This window comes from Saccharothrix xinjiangensis (genome assembly GCF_039527585.1).
Lineage (GTDB): Bacteria > Actinomycetota > Actinomycetes > Mycobacteriales > Pseudonocardiaceae > Actinosynnema > Actinosynnema xinjiangensis.
On the sequence record NZ_BAAAKE010000003.1, the window covers coordinates 74,732 to 89,397 of the forward strand.

The window sequence follows — 14,666 nt, forward strand, 5'->3', positions numbered from 1 at the left end:
CCGTTCGACTGGTCTCGAACGGGTGACCAATATCGTGATCGTGGCGGAGAGGACGACGTCCTGATGTGGTGTGGCGTGTGCGGCACGCCCGCGGCCCCCGGCCTGGGCGGTCCGCGGTGAACGGGGTGGGGGTGAACGGGGTGCGCTCGGCGGCCACCCGCCCCCCGGCGTCGCGGCGGCGGAGCCCGAGGCCGCGCGAGGCCTCGTGGCCGGACTTGCTCCGACGGGTGAACGCGGTGGCGGTGCTGCTGGTCGCGGTCGACGCGGCCGCGGTGGCGGCGGCGGTCGCGCGGGCCCAGCCGGGCTGGCGGTGGGCCGCGGTGGCGGCCGCGGCGTTGCTGGGCGCGCGGGCCGCGTGCCGGCTGTACCGGCGGCGGCTGTGGCTGTCCTGGCTCCAGGACCTGCCCCGCTCGGTTGGCGCGACCGCGCTGGCGTTCGCCCTGGTCACCGGGGTCGGCCTGGTGGTGGGCGAACCCGCGCGGGCCGCCCAGTGGACGGTGCTGGCGTTCGCCGCCGGCAGCGAACCCGCGCGGCTGGCGGTGTTCGCGTTCGGCCGCTGGTGCCGCCGCCGGTTCCACCGCTGCGACCGCACGATCGTGGTCGGCGCGGGCAAGGTCGGCGTCGACCTGGCCGGCGCGATGCTCGCGCACCCCGAGTTCGGCCTGCGCCCGGTCGGGTTCGTCGACCCGGAGCCGGCGCTCGACCCGGCCGCCCTGCCGGTCGACCTGCTGGACGAGGACCTGGCCGACGCGATCACCCGGTTGGGCGTCGGCACGGTCGTGCTGGCGTTCTCCCGCGCCCGCGAGTCGTCCGTGGTCGACTCGGCCATCACCGCGCACCGGCTGGGCTGCACCACCCTGGTGGTGCCCCGCATGTACGAGCTCCACCAGGACGGGCCCGACGTCGAGCGGCTGCGCAGCTACCCGCTGATGCGGCTGGGCACCGCGCCCACCAGCAGGCCGAGCTGGTGGGTCAAGCGCGGCGCGGACGTGCTGCTGGCCGCCGCCGCGCTGGTGGTGCTGGCGCCGGTGATCGCCCTGTGCGCGCTGGCCGTGCTGCTGGAGAGCGGCCGGCCGGTGATCTTCCGGCAGGTTCGGATAGGCATGGATGATCAGCCCTTCGTGCTCTACAAGTTGCGCAGTGTGAGAATGCGCGGTGAAGACGATTCCCAAATCACCTGGTCAGTGGTCGGAGACCACCGTGTCGGACCAGTCGGGCGATTCCTGCGCACCACATCCCTGGACGAACTGCCCCAGCTGTGGAACATCATCCGGGGCGACATGTCCATCGTCGGCCCGCGCCCGGAAAGGCCCGGTTTCGTGCGCGAGTTCTCCGCCATCCACGAGCTATACTGGGCCCGGCACCGGGTCCCGACGGGATTGACCGGGCTGGCGCAGGTGCACGGCCTCCGGGGCGACACCTCGATAGTCGACAGGTCCCGGTACGACAACTACTACATAGCCAACTGGTCCTTGTGGCTGGACGTCAAAATCCTGTTGCAGACGGTGGGTGAACTGGCGTGCCGAAGGAACCGCTGAGCCGTCGGGCGCGACGCGCCCTGGGCCTGCTGTGCGCCGCCCTGCTCCTGGCGGGCCCGGCCTGCACAATCATCCCCGCCACGGGGCAGGGCGGCGACGGGTCCCCGCCCGACCCGCTGGCGCCGCCGCCCGAGCCGCTCGCGCCGTGCGCCTGGTGGTACGGCATCGGCAAGTCGCCGACCGCGGTGGAGCTGAAGTTCGCCGCGCAGCACTACGACCTGGTGGTGCTCAACGCGACCGAGACCAAGGCCCTGCGCCGGCTGAAGAGGATGAACCCGGACGTCAAGGTCCTGGTCTACAAGGACTTCTCCAGCGTCCGCAACTACCCCGGCGCGGTGATCGGCGACTCGGACGCGCCGTTCCTGCCCAGCGGCATCGGCTACTACGCCGCCCAGCGGAACAACCCGGAGTGGTTCGCGGTGGACGACGACGGTCACCGCATCGAGTGGAAGCCCTACCCGAAGCACTGGCAGATGGCGGTGTGGGACCAGGGCTACCAGAAGGCGTGGACCGAGGCGGTGACCACCGAGGTGGTGCGCGAGGGCTGGGACGGGGTGCTGGCGGACAACGACTTCAGCTCGCTGCGCTACTACTCCTCGGCGGTCATCAAGGGCGCGGAGGACGCCACCGAGTCCGACCGGATCCTCCGCGAGGGCCTGGACGCCTTCCTCACCACGGCGGGCGACTCCCTCCAGAAGGCGGGGAAGATGCTGGTGCCGAACGTGTCCGAGTCGCACCTGACGGCCGGGCGCTGGTCGGCGCACTCCCGCTACCACGGGGCGATGGAGGAGAACTTCGGCCTCCGCGACACCGGCACGGGCGAGCTGCTCACCTTCAAGGGCAACGAGTGGAAGGAGCTGCGGTCGCAGGCCGCGCTCGGCGAGACGTGGCTGCTGCTGATCACGCACACCAAGTCCGAGCGGGAGGAGCGGGTCGGCTACGCCACCGCGGCCCTGCTCGCCAGCCCCCACACCTGCTGGAGCGGCGCGACCACGGGGGACTACCGCCACCCGGACTGGTCGCACTACCAGGAGGCCGAGCTGGGCGAGGCGGTCGAGACGGCGAACCAGCTGCCGTCCGGGGTGTGGGACCGCCGGTTCACCGGGGGGTACGTGGCGGTCAACCCGACCGGGCAGGCGGTCCTGGTGACGCCGCCGGCGGGGCTGGTGGACCTCGACACCGGCGAGGCCGTGCCCGGGACCGTCGAGCTGGCCGCCGCCGACGCGCTGGTCCTGGTCGCGCCACCGGACCAGGAGGAGCCGACGACCAGCCGGCCGGAGAGCCCCACCACCCAGCCGGGCGCCACGACGAGCACCGAGGCGCCCCCCACCACCGGGACCTCCGCGCCGACCACGCCGACCACGCCGACCACGACCACCGAGGACCCGCCGACCACCCCCGGGCCGACCACGACCGAACCGACCACGACCACCGAGGACCCGCCCGCGACCACCCCCGGCGGCGCGCCGGGCTGAGCGGCGCGCCCGCCCTCTGACGTGACGTGGCCGCGGTACGCCTCGACCAGGCAGACCGGGCTCCGGCCGGGCTCGTCGCCCGCGCTCCGGGTCGGGTGGCCGTGCCACGTCGCGCGGGCGAGGTCGGGCGGCGGGTCGACGTCCGCCGGGGAACCGCCCCTCGGGCGCGCCCCGGTCGGCGCCAACCCCTGGCCCCGACTACCCCAGCAGCTCCCGGTAGAGCGCGAGGTGCCGCCCGGCGCACGCGCCCGGCGCGAACCGCTCCCGCGCCCGCTCCGCCAGCTCGCGCCCGGTCCGCGCCGGGTCCGGGTCCGCGAACAGGGCCCGCAGCCGGGCCGCGAGCTGCGCCACGTCACCGGGCGCGGCCAGCCGGCCCGCGTCGCCGAGCATGTCCGCCACGCCGCCGGTGTCCGTGGCGACCACCGGCTTGCCCGCCGCCATCGCCTCGGCCACCACCAGCGGCTGCTGCTCCATCGTGGACGGCAGCACCAGCGCGTCGTGCGCGCGCAGCAGCTCCGGCACGTCGGCGCGGAACCCGAGGAACCGCACCCGGCCGCCCAGCCGCGCCGCCAGCGCCTCCGCCCGCGCCCGCTCCGGGCCGTCGCCGACCACCGCCAGCGTCGCGTCCGCCGGCATCACCCTGGGCGCGGCCAGCGCCTCCAGCAGCGTCGCCACCCCCTTGCGCGCCACCAGCGACCCGACGAACACCAGCCGCCGCACCGGGCCGGCCGGCGGGTGCGGCCGCACCGGCTCCACGCAGTTGTCGATGTGCGCCAGCCGACCCGCGGGCACCCTCAGCCGGGAGTTCAGGAACAACCCCATCGACCGCGCCGGCACCACGGTCCGGCGCAGCGCCCGCGCCACCACCGCGTCGGCGGCCAGCACGGTCCGCGTGTACGCCGAGGGGCCGGGCGCCCGCGCCACGCCCCGGAACCACGCCTCGCCCACGTCGTCCGGCACGCCGTGGTAGGTCTGCACCACCGCGCACCGCGACCTCAGCCCGGCGCCCACCAGCCCGGCCCGCCGGTCCTGCGCGTGCAGCACGTCGGGCCGCCAGGCCAGCACCGCCGACCGCGCCCGCCGACCGGCGCGCACGTCCGACTTCCGCCCGACCTCCACCCGTTCGTGGTGCTCGCCCAGCAGCTCGGCACCGCGCCTGGGCACCGGCCCGAACACCCGCACGTCCGCCTCGCCCGAGTCGAGCAGGGCCCGCGCGAGCCGCACCGCCACGTCCACCGGCCCGCCGCCGTCCTGCGTCAGCAGGTACGCCACCCTCAGCCGCTCACCCACGGTCCACCAGCTTCTCCACCAACGTCGTGACCTGGTCGGTCGCCTGCCTCAGGTCGAACAGCAGCTCCACCCGCCGCCGCCCGCGCCTGCCCTCCACGTCGGCCGACGCGGGGGCGGCCAGCCGGGCCGCGACCGCCGCCGCCAACCCGGCGACCTCGCCGACCGGCAGCACCGCGCCGGACGAGCCGAGGGCCTGCCGCACCCCGCCCACGTCGAACGCCACCACCGACCGGCCGCACGCCATCGCCTCCAGCGGCACCAGCGCCATCCCCTCCGCCCGCGACGGCAGCACCACCACGTCCGCCGCCGCGTAGAAGTCCGAGGGCTCGTCGTCGTGCCCCCACCACCGCACGGACTCGTCCAGGTACTCGGCCCGCCAGCGACGCCCCAGCGGCCCGTCGCCGACCAGCAGCAGCCGCGCCTCGGGCACCGCGGCCAGCACCGCGGGCCACGCGGCCAGCAGCAGGTCCTGCCCCTTGAGGTGGGTCAGCCGGCCGACGCACACCGCGGTGGGCCGGTCCGGCAGCCCCAGCCGCCACCGCGCGGCCAACCGGTCGCCCGGCCGGAACCGCTCGGTGTCCACCCCGTTGCACACCACCTCGGCGGGCCCGCCGATCCCGGCGACGCGCCCGACCGCCAGCTCGTCGTCGCTCACGCACACGAGCTGGTGCGTCCACCGCGCCCCGAACCGCTCCCACCACCGCGACGCGCGCCCCACGAAACCGGAGGCCGTCTGGAACGACCACAGGTGCGGCTGGAACAGCGTCGGCCGCCGCCCCCGCAGCACCAGCCGTCCGGCCAGGCCGGCCTTGGAGCTGTGCAGGTGCACCACGTCCGGCGCGAGCCGCCGCAGCACGCGCCGCAACCGGATCACCTCGGCCACCACCGCCGGGCCCGGTCGGCGGCCGGCCCGCCACTCCTCCACCCGCACGCCCGCGGCCCGCGCCCGGACGGCCAGCGGCCCCGGCGGGCACACCACGGTGACGTGCCAGCCCCGTTCCCGCTGCGCGCGCGCCAGGTCCAGCACCACCGCCGCCACGCCCGCGGTCACGGGCTGGCTCACGTGCACGACCTTCACCGCCGCACCTCCCGCAGCACGTCCCGGTTCAGGACCACCACGACCGCACCGCACACCGCCACCAGCACCACCCCCTGGGTCACCGCGCCCGCCACCGAACCGGGCGGCCCGAACTCGTCACCGGCCAGCCGCACCACCAGGGCGGCGCACCCGGCCGCCGCCACCACCCCGACCGCCCCCCGCGCCAGGGACCCCGCCGGCGGGGTCAGCCCCCGGCGCGCCAACGCCCGCCACGTCACCGGGACCAGCGACCACGCCGCCACGGCGTGCACCAGGGACACCGCCACCACGCCCCGGGCGGTGAACGCGAACAGGCCCGACACCAGCACGACCAGGTGAGTCACCTCCAACGCCAGGTAGCGGCGCGCGTGCCCGGTGGCCTTGAGCACCTGGTACCACACGTGCAGCAGGCTGATCCCCAGGCCGTACAGGCAGAGCAGGGCCAGCGGCAGCGCCGCCGCAGCCCACCGCTCGCCGAGCACCACGACCCGGTCCGCCGACGCCGCCACCACCGCGTACAGGCCGCCGGTCAGCGCCAGCACCGCCAGCGTGAACCGGCCGACCACACCGGACAGCTCCCGCCCCTCGCGGGCCAGTTCGGCGCACAGCGGCAGCACCACGCCGCCCAGCACCACGGCGACCACGATGTAAGGCACCCACGCGATCCGGTACGCCAGCGAGTACGCGCCGACCGCCTCCGCGCCCAGCACCCGCGCCACCGCGAGGTAGTCCACGTTCACCAGCAGCACGGCGACCAGCGCGCCCGGACCGACCACCGCGATCCAGCGCAGCGACTCGCCGGCCGCCGCCGCGTCCCAGCACGGCCGCACCCGCACCCCGGCGAGCACCGCCAGCAGGGGTGCGGACACCGCCGTGCACAGCAGCCCGAGCACGGGCGCGTGCGGCCCCGCGCCGGCCACCGCGAGCGCGACCGCCACCACCGCGCCGAGCACCGCGCCGCCCGCGTCGGGCAGCAGCCTGCGCCGGAAGTCCAGGTCCCGGTGCACCAACCCCAGCTGCACACCGGCCACGGCCGAGAACGGCAGGCTCACCGCGGCCAGCCGCACCAGCGGCGCGGCGCCGGGCGCGTCCAGCACCCCCGCGACCTCGTCGGCGGCCAGCACCAGCACCAATGCCAGGACCGCGCCCGCTCCCGCGCTGAGCACCAGCAGCGTGCCCGCCACCCGGCGCGGGTCGCCCGAGGTGCGGCTGATCACGTCGTACACGCCCATCGACTGCACGACCTGGCCGATGTTCACCAGCGCCACCGCCAGCGCCACCAGCCCCAGCGCCCCGGGGGTGAGGAACGCCGCCAGCACCAGCGTGACCGCCACCTGGCTGCCCTTGCTGACGACGTTCACCAGGAATAACCACAGCGAGCCGCGCACCGCCACGTCGCCGGTCACGGCGTGCGCCCACGCGCGACGCCCGCGGCGAACGCGGCCAGCAGCGCCCACGCCAGCACCAGGGCCACGCCGTCGAGCGTCACGTCGGCCCGCGCGCCCAGCGCGTCCCGGACCGCCAGGCCCACGAAGTGCAGGTGCGCGAACGGCACCGCCACCAGCAGGAGCGCCACCCCGACCGGCCGCCAGGCCCGCACCCGGCGTCGCGGCCACCACACCGCCGCCACCGCGACCAGCGCGGGCGCCGCGATCAGCACGTCACCGGGCTGGTGCACCACCGCGACCACCACGGCCAGGCACGTCAGCAGGTCGGCCGCCGCCGGCGCGCCCGCCCGGTCCAGCCGCCGCACCAGCACCGCGCTCACCGCGAGGGCGCCCACCAGCGCCACCACCTCCGCGCCGGGCGGCGCCCAGCCGGTGAGCCGGAAGAACACCGCCGCGATGTCGACCCGCTGGGCCGTCATCGAGTCCACCGCGCCGTAAGGGGTCTGACCGGCGTGCGCGAGGTTCGCCGCGATCGAGTCGAGGAACGCGCCCGACCCGCCGCGCGACACCAGCGGCGCCACGACCGCCAGGCTCGCCGCCGCCGCCACCGCCGTGCCGGTCAGCGCGACCCGCCGCGAGCCCCGGGCGAACAGCAGCAGCGCCAGCGGCAGGCCGAACTGCGGCTTCAGCCACGCCAGCGCCAACGCCGGCGCCGCCCACCTCGGGTGCCGGTCCCGCCACAGCAGGGCGCCCGCCGCGCCCACCGCGATCAGCGGGTTGACCTGCCCGACGTAGAGCTGGGCCTTGCCCACCTGGCTGAGCACCAGCAGCGCCGCGACCACCGCCGTGCCGACCGCCAGGGGCACGTGCGGGCGCAGCCGCCCCGCCGCCAGCACCGCCAGCAGGACCAGGAGCACCAGCGAGGCCAACGCGAACGCCACCGCGCCCACCCGGTAGTCGGGCAGCGCGAACGGCAGGTGCAGCACCAGGTGGTACGGCTGGTACAGGTTGAAGCTCTGCCGCACCGGCCAGTGCGCGAACATCACCGCCGGGTGGTAGGGGTTGCCGCCGTCGAGGAACTCCCGGATCGGGAAGTACAGCGCGTCCCGGAAGTCCTGCATCCGCTCCTCGGCCGCGTTCGCGGCGGTCGGCGGTGGCGCCTGCCACGCCGGCCGCAACGCGCGCCACGCGCCCGCCGCGCCCACCAGGCACGCCAGGCACGCCAGCGCGCCGAGCGCCAGGCGTCCCCTGACGCGGGTGTCCGGCGCGGTCACGCCAGCACCACCCCGACCACGGTCGTCGAGCCGGGCAGCGCGCCGACCACGGCGGCCAGCTCGTCCTGCCGCCCCCGGTCCCGGGGCGCCAGCGCGATCAGCGCCTCCCCGTCGGCGGGCTCCCCCGTCTTGTCCGGTAGCTCGGCGGCCAGCTCCTCCGCGCGCGCGATCAGCTCGGGCGTCACGGCCACCACGCGCGCCGGCCGCGCCGCCGCGCCGCACAGCACGGCCAGCCGCGGCACCAGGTCCGGGTCGTCGTCGTCCAGCACCGCCACCGGGCGCCGCGCACCGCCCGCCGCCAGGGCCGCGCGCACCCGGTCGCCGGCCCGGGTGCGGCGCAGGTGCCCGAACGCGTGCGCGGCCAGGCCCGCGACCACCCCCGCGACCAGGGCCAGGCCGAGCGCCAGGGGTCGGTCCGGCACGACCCGCGTGGTCTCCGGCCGGTCGAGCAGGCGCAGGCGGGCGGAGGGCGCGAGCAGGTCGGCGGCCACGACGGCCCGCGCGATCCGGTCCGCCGCGTCGCTCGCCTGGTCCGCGGTCGGCAGGCGCACGGACAGCCGGGCCAGGCCCGAGGCGGGCACCAGCTCCACCGAGACGCGCGCCGCGAGGTCGGCGGGCCCCATGCCGAGCGCCTCGGCGGGTTCGCGCAGCACCGACGGGCTGCGGGCCAGCTCGACCAGGGCCGGCAGGGAGAGCGAGACGACCTCGCCGAACGGGGCGGGCGAGTCGGTCGCCACCGGTCCGGCGAGCAGGCCGACCCGGCTCTGGTGCTCCTCGCCGCGCACCTCGGCGGACAGCACCACCGCCGCCGCGACGACCACCGCCACCCCGACGCAGGCCAGGGCGGGGCGCCACGGGGTCAGGCGCCGCAGCAACCCGGTCACCGCTCGCCGCCCAGCGCGCCGCGCAGCAGCTCGTCGTAGGAGAGCATCAACGCGTCCGGGTCGTGCGCCCGCCGCACCGACGCGCGGCCCTCCGCGCCCAGCTCGGCCCGCGCCAGGGGGTCGTGCAGCAGCGAGCGCAGCGCCACCGCCGTGGCCTCGGGGTCCCGGGGCGGCACCACGACACCGCCGCCGCCGGCCAGGGCCTGGCGCACGCCGTCCACGTCGGTCGCCACCACCGGGCGGCCGGCGGCCAGCGACTCCAGCACGGCCAGCGGCATGCCCTCCCAGTCGCTGGTGAGCACGGTGACGTCGGCGGCGGCCAGCAGGTCGGGCACGTCGCAGCGGTTGCCGAGGAACCGGACCCGGTCGGTGACGCCCAGGTCGGCGGCCAGCTTCTCCAGCACGTTGCGGCGGCTGCCGTCGCCTGCCAGCCACAGCACCGCGTCGGGGTCCAGCCTGGCCCACGCCTCCAGCAGCACGTCGTGCCGCTTCTGGGGTTCCAGGCGGGCCGGGCACAGCGCGACCGGCACGTCCCGGCCGACGCCGTGCACCGCGCGCACCGCGTCCCGGTCCACCCGCTCGGACTGCGGGAACACCGCGTTCGGGATCACCACCGGGTCGGGCACGCCCGCGGCGCGCAGCCGGTCGGCGGTGGCGTCGGCGACCGCGACCACCGTGCCGGAGGTGCGCCTGAGCACGCGCGCGGCGCTCGGGTAATCGGCGTCGGGCACACCGTGGAAGACGGTCAGCAGCGGCAGCCGGCGCGGCACCGCGGCGAGCCTGGCGACCAGGCTGGCGGACACGTTGTGGGCCAGCACGACCTCGGGCCGGAAGCTGCCGATCGCGACCCTGGTGGCCGCGGCGGCGCGCAGCACCCCGGTGGCCCGGCGGCGCGCCACCGGCACGGCGAACGTGGGCACGCCCAGCGCGCGCAGCGCCTCGGCCCGGTGCCCGCCGCCGCTGGCGACGGCCGAGCGCCACCCGAACCGCCCGCCGGTGCGGGCCATGCCGGCGACCAGGGCTTCGGCGCCCCCGGTCCCCATCTCACTGATCACGTGGAGCACACGCAACGTAGCTCGTCCTCCTCAGGCGCAGGTCGGCCGCGGCCACGACCGCGACCAGGGACCACAGGGGCAGGTAGTACTGCTGGGACAGGAAGGCCGAGGCGACCGCGACGGCGACCAGGCTCGCCTGCACGGCGACCACCGGCCCGGGGTCGGCGGTGGCGCGCAGGACGCGTTCGCCGGTGACCGCGGTGAGCGCCAGCAGCGCGGCGAACAGCGCGAAGCCGGGCAGGCCCAGCTCGGCGGCGACCTCCAGGTACATGTTGTGCGCCACCGGGGACTGCTCGTCGACCTCGGCGTTGTGGGAGGCGGCGGGGTAGTCGGCGCGGAAGCCGCCGGGTCCGACGCCCAGCACCGGGTGCTCGGCGAGCATGCGGGCGGCGGCCTCCCAGCGCAGCTCGCGGGTGTCCGCGTTGGCGCCCGCGACGTGGGTCTTCTCCTGGAAGGCGCGGTCGAGCGCGGGACCGGCGACCAGCGCCGCGCCGACGACGAGCACGGCCGACCCGGCGACACCGGCGAGCAGCGCGCGGACCGGGATCGCGCGGCGGGCCGCCAGCCACGACGCGTCGGCGGCCATCGCGCGCGCGCCGCCCCGGGAGAACGTGGCCGCCGCGCCCGCGACGAGGACGGTGGCGGCGAGCGCGAGCCCGGCGGTCGCCGCCCTGCCGCTGCCGGTCGCGTCGCGCCGGGGTCGTCGGAGCGCGACCAGCAGCGGCAGGGCGGCGACGAGGAAGTAGGCCAGGTCGTTGGGGTCCTCCAGCGGGCCGCTGGCGCGGGTCTCCCCCTCCACGAACAGGCTGTGCAACGCGCCCGTCGCCGCCACGACCGCGCCCGCGACCGCCGCGCCCAGCACCCACCGCAAGGGCGCCTCTCGCGAGGCCACGTCCACGAGCACCACGGTGACCAGCAGGAACGGCAGCCAGCGGAGGGTGTACTCGATCGTGTAGGCGCCACCGGCGTGCAGCGCGGAGGACGCCAGCAGCACGACGGTCAGCAGGGCGAGCACGGCGTGGACGGGGTGGGGCGCGGGGAGCGCCCGCCGGCGGACGCGGACGGCGGCCCAGGCGAGCACCAGCAGGGCGGGCGGCAGCTTGGCCAGCTGGCCGTGCCACTGGAGCAGGTAGCCCTCCAGCGGCGCGGCGAAGACCGTCGCGCAGACCAGGGCGCGCAGCAGACCGGTGGCCAACGGGCCGGTCTCGGGCGGACCGGCGGCAGGGGGTTCGGCGGGCCGGGGTTCGGCGGGCCGGGGTTCGGCGGCGAGCGACCCCGGGGTCGGGGGTGCCGGGGTCGGGGCTCCCGCAGCCGCGGCCCCGGTCGCGAGCGGCTCGGTCATCCGGACCGCGCCAGCAGTCCGGCGTCGCGGTCGGGCAGGCCCGCCAGGCGGCGCACGTGCTCGCCGGTGCCCACCACGTCGAAGCCGCGGCGCAGCGCGTCGAGCACCCAGCCCAGGAACTCGACCTTGCGGGCGCCCGGCACCGCCATGCCGGGGAAGAACTCCATGCCCGGCGCCTCGGTCGCGCCCAGCACGTCGGTGGGGTGCAGCAGCAGCGACGGCTGCACCCCGCGCGCCCGGCACAGCCGCACCGCGGTGGTGAAGTAGCCGCGGGCCAGGCGGGGCGAGACCTGGTGCAGCTGGAGCAGGTAGGAGCCGTGGATGGGCACGCGCAGCAGCGGCATCGTGGTCACCGGCAGCTCGACCAGGCCCGCGCCGACGCGCCAGCGGTAGGCGGCGTTGGGCGCGCGGACGCGGCCGAAGCCGCCGAACAGGTCGCGGTCGCCGCCGCCCGGCGCGGTGCGGTTGTGGTAGGCGCGGGCCAGCGGGCCGATCCACGTGGGCAGGGTGCTGGCGTCGTAGTCGTAGCCGCGTTCGGCCAGCAGCTCCAGCAGGTCGCGGGTGACGCTGTAGCCGGGTCCGCGGAAGCCCCTGGGCCGGGGCGCGCCCGCGGCGGTGATCGCGTCCTCGGCGCGGGTCAGCTCGTCCGCCAGCTCGGCCCGCGAGTAGCGGTGCAGCCAGGGTTCGTGCCCGTAGGAGTGGTTGGCGACCTCGTGGCCGGCGGCGGTGATGGCGGCCACGGCCTCCGCGCCGTCGTCGCGCTCGGCGTCCGCGCCCACCACGAACACGGTGGTGGTGAGGTCGTGCGCGCCGAAGACCTCCAGCAGCCGGGGCACGGCGGTGCGCAGGAAGCTGGGCCGGCGCTCCCACGCGGGGTCGCCGTGGGTCTTCAGGTAGGCCCAGAGGTTGTCCAGGTCCAGCGAGACGCTGGCGGTGCTCATCCGGTCACCCGCGCGGTGCTCGGGGCGAGCCGGTCGGCGGAGCCGAGCAGCAGGACCCCGGTCACGACCAGCCCGACGCCCAGCACGACCCACCACTCGCGACCGGGCACGACGCGGTCGCCGAGGGCGGCGATGCCGACCACCGAGGTGATCACGACGGTGGTGGCGTCCATGGTGGCGGCGGTCGAGGTGGCCGAGCCGCGGCGCAGGCCGAGGGCCAGGTAGGACTGGCCGACCAGGGCGGCCGCGACCATGAGCCAGGCGAGCGCGTTCAGCGGCAGGGCGAGCACCGGCTCGTCGGCGATGGTGCGGCTGGTGATCGCGACCACGGCGAACGCGACGCCGGCGAGCGCGGCCAGCGGCACCGCGGCGCGCACCCCGCGCTGGACCGCGGCGAGCAGCACCAGCGGGAGTCCGAAGAGGACGAACGCGGCGAGCGGCGGCACGTCGTGCGCGGTGGACGGCGTCGCGGCCGCCACCAGCAGCACGAGCCCCAGCGCCATCACCACGAGCACGACGACCTCGACCCGGCGCACCCGCCAGCCGAGCACGAGGACGCCGAACGCGGTGGCGAGGCCGACCGCGCACGTCGAACCCGCCTGCACCAGGTAGAGCGGCAGGCGGGCGCGGGCGAAGAAGGCCAGCGCGAAGCCCGCCAGCTGCCCGGCGAAGCCCAGCAGGTACAGGCGGTCGCGGGCCAGCCGGGCGAGCAGCCCGACGCCGCCGAGGTCGTCGGCGGCGCGCCGGGAGGCGACCGACTGGGCGACCACGCCCAGCGCGTACATCACCGCGGACGCGGCGAGTTCGAGGTAACCAGTCACGCAGCCCTTCCCCAACGGGGCGATCCGATGTCGGAGGGGCAGCGTAGGGTGCGGGGACGGCCTTCTCTTTCGAGCGATGGGCAATTACACGAGCGAGTGAAGCCCCTGGTTACGCACAGAAGTCCTCAGTGGACGGATTCGGCGACCGCCATCCCGATCCGGGTGAGCTGGTCCTCGCTCAGGGGCAACGTCTCCCGGCCCGAGCCGGTCCGGTTGAACGCCCGCTGGTCCGCCTGCGGCGTGAAGTCCGGGCTGCCGTGGTTCGCCGCGGAGATCGCGTAGACGTCGCCCGACGGCGCGTAGACGCGCAGCTCCAGGCTCAGCGACTGGAACGGCTCGCTCGCCTGCACCTCGTAGAGCTGGACCACCGCGCCGTTGTCGAGCACCGCGCGGCGCGGGGGGTGGCAGTTGCCCACGCCGAACACCTCGTCGTCGGCCGCGGCGAGCGGTTCGAGGGACGTGCGGCCGACCCGCAACCAGACGCTGCCGGTGCCCCCGTCGTCGGTCACGTCGATCCAGCGGGTGTGCCCGTCGACCGACTCCGGGTCCTTGAGCTTGTTGGCCGGGAAGGTGTGCGCGTGCGGTTCGCTCACCTGAGCGGGTGACACGACCTGGCTGACGGCGGTCGTCCACGCGTTCAGCACGTGCGGCGGCGGGTGGGGCAGCGTCCACCTCGTGGTGGCGTCGTCGAGCACGCCCAGGTCGCACTGGGGGATCGACAGGATCGCGCGCCCGGACGGCGGCGGCGCGGTCCACGCCGGGGTGAAGGTGCGGTAGGGGGTGCGGGCCTCGATGGTCATCGTCGTCAGCAGCGGCCGGGCGGAGGGGCCCGGCGACGGCGTGCCCGACCACCCGGCCGGGTCGGTCGGGCCGCCCGCCAGGCCGCCCAGCGCCACCGTGCCGACGCCGACCACGCCGACCGCCACCAGCGCACCGGCCACCGCGCCCGCCCGGCGGACCAGCAGCCGCCGCCTGCCGCGCCGCACCACGTCCGCCAGGTCGGCCCGCGCGGGCGGCGCCGGACCGTCCACCTCGGACTTCAGCGCCCTGCGCAGCTCGTCGCTGTCGCTCCACATCACGCACTCCCCGGGGTCACGACGCCGCGATAGGCCTCGCGGAGCGTCTTCAAACCGCGTGCGGTCTGGCTCTTGACCGTGCCCGTCGAGCACCGCAACGCCTCGGCCACCTGCTCGACCGACAGGTCGTGGACGTACCGCAGCACCAGCACGGCCCGCTGCCGCGGCGGCACCTGTTGCAGGGCGGCCAGCAGCGGCGGGCGCTCCTCGGCGGCGTCGGTGCCCGGCGGCACGGCGGTCTCCGGCGGCTCGGCCATCACCTGCTCGCGCTTGCGCCACCGCCGCCTGCCGTCCAGGAAGAGCCTGGTCACCACGGTGCGCAAGTACGCCTCCGCGCTGTCCCGGCGCACCCGGGACCAGTTCGCGTACACGCGCACGAAAGCGTGCTGCGCGATCTCCTCCGCCTCGCCCCAGTTCCCGCACAGCGCGTGCGCCGTGCGGCGAGCCTGGTCGAACCGGCTCGCGAAGAACTCGGCGAACTCGTCATCGCGTCGCACTCCCGGC

At 76.6% G+C, this 14,666-nt stretch carries 13 protein-coding genes; 2 read left to right on the forward strand and 11 right to left on the reverse strand.

All coding sequences use genetic code 11. The features are described from left to right. The first annotated feature begins 227 nt into the window (after window positions 1-227). Window positions 228-1,538: a sugar transferase gene (locus tag ABD223_RS08620; RefSeq protein WP_344035461.1), complete on the forward strand. Its 1,311-nt coding sequence runs from the start codon at window positions 228-230 to the stop codon at window positions 1,536-1,538. Next, window positions 1,520-3,013, forward strand: a complete 1,494-nt coding sequence (locus tag ABD223_RS08625; RefSeq protein WP_344035462.1) for a putative glycoside hydrolase family 15 protein — start codon at window positions 1,520-1,522, stop codon at window positions 3,011-3,013. Before ABD223_RS08620 ends, ABD223_RS08625 begins: the two co-directional genes overlap by 19 nt. 198 nt (window positions 3,014-3,211) lie before the next feature. On the opposite strand, the gene ABD223_RS08630 is transcribed toward ABD223_RS08625, so the two are convergent. The 11 genes from ABD223_RS08630 to ABD223_RS08680 form a co-directional block, all read right to left on the reverse strand. Beyond that, window positions 3,212-4,303 carry a glycosyltransferase family 4 protein gene (locus ABD223_RS08630; RefSeq protein ID WP_344035463.1) on the reverse strand — a complete coding sequence of 364 codons (1,092 nt, stop codon included), beginning with the start codon at window positions 4,301-4,303 and terminating at the stop codon, window positions 3,212-3,214. Then, window positions 4,296-5,381, reverse strand: coding sequence for a glycosyltransferase family 4 protein (locus tag ABD223_RS08635; RefSeq protein WP_344035464.1), 1,086 nt, complete (start codon window positions 5,379-5,381; stop codon window positions 4,296-4,298). Before ABD223_RS08635 ends, ABD223_RS08630 begins: the two co-directional genes overlap by 8 nt. Next, window positions 5,378-6,787: an oligosaccharide flippase family protein gene (locus ABD223_RS08640; protein WP_344035466.1), complete on the reverse strand. Its 1,410-nt coding sequence runs from the start codon at window positions 6,785-6,787 to the stop codon at window positions 5,378-5,380. Before ABD223_RS08640 ends, ABD223_RS08635 begins: the two co-directional genes overlap by 4 nt. Then, on the reverse strand, window positions 6,784-8,043 hold the full coding sequence (locus ABD223_RS08645; RefSeq protein WP_344035468.1) for a glycosyltransferase family 87 protein: 1,260 nt from the start codon (window positions 8,041-8,043) through the stop codon (window positions 6,784-6,786). The genes ABD223_RS08640 and ABD223_RS08645 overlap by 4 nt, the downstream gene beginning before the upstream one ends. After that, entirely contained in the window at window positions 8,040-8,927 is an 888-nt protein-coding gene (locus ABD223_RS08650) for a YveK family protein (protein WP_344035469.1), read from the reverse strand. Before ABD223_RS08650 ends, ABD223_RS08645 begins: the two co-directional genes overlap by 4 nt. After that, window positions 8,924-9,970 carry a glycosyltransferase gene (locus tag ABD223_RS08655; protein ID WP_344035470.1) on the reverse strand — a complete coding sequence of 349 codons (1,047 nt, stop codon included), beginning with the start codon at window positions 9,968-9,970 and terminating at the stop codon, window positions 8,924-8,926. Before ABD223_RS08655 ends, ABD223_RS08650 begins: the two co-directional genes overlap by 4 nt. Window position 9,971: 1 nt before the next feature. Next, the gene (locus tag ABD223_RS08660; RefSeq protein WP_344035471.1) at window positions 9,972-11,324 is read right to left on the reverse strand and encodes an O-antigen ligase family protein; all 1,353 of its coding nucleotides are present in this window, start codon (window positions 11,322-11,324) and stop codon (window positions 9,972-9,974) included. Further along, the gene (locus tag ABD223_RS08665) at window positions 11,321-12,265 is read right to left on the reverse strand and encodes a polysaccharide deacetylase family protein (RefSeq protein ID WP_344035472.1); all 945 of its coding nucleotides are present in this window, start codon (window positions 12,263-12,265) and stop codon (window positions 11,321-11,323) included. Before ABD223_RS08665 ends, ABD223_RS08660 begins: the two co-directional genes overlap by 4 nt. Next, complete coding sequence (locus ABD223_RS08670; protein ID WP_344035473.1) at window positions 12,262-13,086, reverse strand: hypothetical protein; 825 nt, start codon at window positions 13,084-13,086, stop codon at window positions 12,262-12,264. The genes ABD223_RS08665 and ABD223_RS08670 overlap by 4 nt, the downstream gene beginning before the upstream one ends. Window positions 13,087-13,211: 125 nt before the next feature. Continuing rightward, window positions 13,212-14,162, reverse strand: coding sequence for a hypothetical protein (locus tag ABD223_RS08675; protein ID WP_344035475.1), 951 nt, complete (start codon window positions 14,160-14,162; stop codon window positions 13,212-13,214). Then, entirely contained in the window at window positions 14,162-14,659 is a 498-nt protein-coding gene (locus ABD223_RS08680) for a SigE family RNA polymerase sigma factor (protein ID WP_344035476.1), read from the reverse strand. Before ABD223_RS08680 ends, ABD223_RS08675 begins: the two co-directional genes overlap by 1 nt. Window positions 14,660-14,666: the final 7 nt, after the last annotated feature.